The sequence below is a fragment of the Thermodesulfobacteriota bacterium genome (assembly GCA_036482575.1).
Lineage (GTDB): Bacteria > Desulfobacterota > GWC2-55-46 > GWC2-55-46 > JAUVFY01 > JAZGJJ01.
Window position 1 is genome coordinate 1 of sequence record JAZGJJ010000010.1, and the last position, 2,222, is coordinate 2,222.

General features: G+C 58.6%; 3 protein-coding genes. All 3 read left to right on the forward strand.

The window, feature by feature from the left end; translation table 11 throughout:
- A partial coding sequence (gene lysA, locus V3W31_00380; GenBank protein ID MEE9613394.1) for a diaminopimelate decarboxylase occupies window positions 1–1,061 on the forward strand: 1,061 nt, incomplete at its 5' end.
- Between the two features lie 68 nt (window positions 1,062–1,129).
- On the forward strand, window positions 1,130–1,945 hold the full coding sequence (gene dapF / locus V3W31_00385; GenBank protein ID MEE9613395.1) for a diaminopimelate epimerase: 816 nt from the start codon (window positions 1,130–1,132) through the stop codon (window positions 1,943–1,945).
- A gap of 84 nt (window positions 1,946–2,029) precedes the next feature.
- A partial coding sequence (locus tag V3W31_00390) for a dihydrodipicolinate synthase family protein (GenBank protein ID MEE9613396.1) occupies window positions 2,030–2,222 on the forward strand: 193 nt, incomplete at its 3' end.

Below are 2,222 nucleotides of genomic sequence, written 5' to 3' on the forward strand. Positions count from 1 at the left end.
CCTTTGTCGACGAAGGGGGGGGGTTCGACATCGTCTCGGGCGGGGAGCTCTTCAGGGTCGTCGAGGCCGGGGCCGACCCGGCGAAGATCGTCTTCTCGGGCGTCGGCAAGAGAGAAGACGAAATAACGTACGCCATAAAGAAAAAAATCCTCATGTTCAACGTCGAGAGCCCGCAGGAGCTGCGCTCGATAGACTCGATAGCAAAAAAACTACGAAAAAAAACCCGGTTCGCCATAAGGGTGAACCCGGACGTGGACCCGAAAACGCACCCCTACATCTCGACCGGGTTAAAAGAGAACAAGTTCGGGATAGAGACGGCGGAGGCGGTGAGGGAGTACCGCTACGCCCGGAGGAACCTGAAGAACGTCGAGGCCGTGGGGGTGGACTGCCACATAGGCTCGCAGATTACGAAGCTCTCGCCTTTCACCGACGCCCTCAAGAAGACAAAGGCGCTCGTAAAGCTCCTCCGTCGGGACGGCATCGACATACGCTACCTCAATATGGGCGGCGGCCTCGGCATAACCTATAAGGACGAGGCCCCGGCGCACCCCTCCAGGTACGGCGAGGCCGTTATAAAGGGAACCCGAGGGCTCGACGTGACCCTTATATTCGAGCCCGGAAGGAGTATCGCCGGGAACGCGGGAATACTGGCGACTAAAGTCCTCTACACCAAGAAGGGCACGGCAAAGAGGTTCGTCGTCGTGGACGCGGCCATGAACGACCTCTCGAGGCCCAGCCTCTACGGCTCATACCACGAGATAAAGCCCGTCGGGAAAAGGCCCGGCAGGAAGGTAACGGCCGACGTCGTGGGCCCCATATGCGAGTCCGGGGACTTCCTCGCCCGTGATAGAGAGCTCCCCCCCGTAAGGCAGGGCGACCTGCTGGCGGTCATGAGTGCCGGGGCGTACGGCTTCTCCATGTCGGGCAACTACAACTCGCGGCCGAGGGCCGCCGAGGTCATGGTAAGGGGCCGGGAGTTCTTCGTAATAAAGAAGCGGGAGACCGTGGAAGACCTCATAAGGGGAGAGAAGGTCATAAGGCCCCGGAAAAAACGGAAATAAACCCGGGGGGGAAAAGGAAGGTAATTATACTTGATAGTTACCGCGCGGATGGGTATTATACTATGAAGTTGCGCTTCACGAAGATGCACGGCCTCGGCAACGATTTCATCATAATCGACTGCCGCAGAAGGGCGATAAAAAACCCCTCACAGGTGGTAAAGAAGCTCTCCCGGAGGAGGTTCGCCGTAGGCTTCGACCAGGCCATCCTGCTCAAGGGCTCGCGCCGTGCCGACTTCCGGATGGAGATATACAATAACGACGGCGGCCGCGTCGAGATGTGCGGCAACGGCATCCGCTGCCTGGCAAGCTACATCTGGAAGAGGGGGATCAGGAAGAAGTCGCCTCTCGAAATAGAGACACCCGCCGGGATAATAAGGCCCGAGAAAGCCGGGAAACTCATAAAGGTCGACATGGGCAGCCCGGTCACCAAGGGCAGGCTCATACCCGTCAGGTCGGACGAGGCGGTAATAAGCCGCCCATTTCGGGTAAAAGACAGGACGCTGAAGATAACCTGCGTCTCGATGGGCAACCCGCACTGCGTGATATTCGTAAAGGACGTGGACGGCTTTCCCGTTACGGAGTTCGGCCCGATAATAGAGCGGGCCAAATTCTTCCCGAAGAGGACCAACGTCGAGTTCGTCGAGATCATGTCGAGGAAGCGGCTTAAGATGCGCGTCTGGGAGCGCGGGAGCGGCGAGACCCTCGCATGCGGCACCGGGGCCTCGGCAGCGGCCGTGGCGGCCCACTTAAACGGCCTTGCCGACCGCAGCGTGACGGTCCGGCTCCGGGGGGGGAATCTCAAGATACACTGGTCGTCGAAGAAAAACCGCGTCTACATGACCGGGCCGGCCGAAGAGGTCTTTGAAGGCACGGTGGAGATATAGGAAAAGGGCCGTGATGCGTGTGCGTGATGCGTGATGCGGAAAAAACCTTTTAAACACGTATAACGGTTTCCGAGGAGGAGAAGGATGTTCAGTGGTTCATTTACGGCGCTCGTCACTCCGTTTAAGGACGGAAAGGTCGACGAAGGGGCGCTCAAGAAATTAATCGAATTCCAGATAGAACGTGGGACCAACGGGCTCGTGCCCTGCGGCACAACGGGCGAGTCGGCTACGCTCAGCCACGACGAGCATAACCGCATAATAGACCTGACCATAGAGA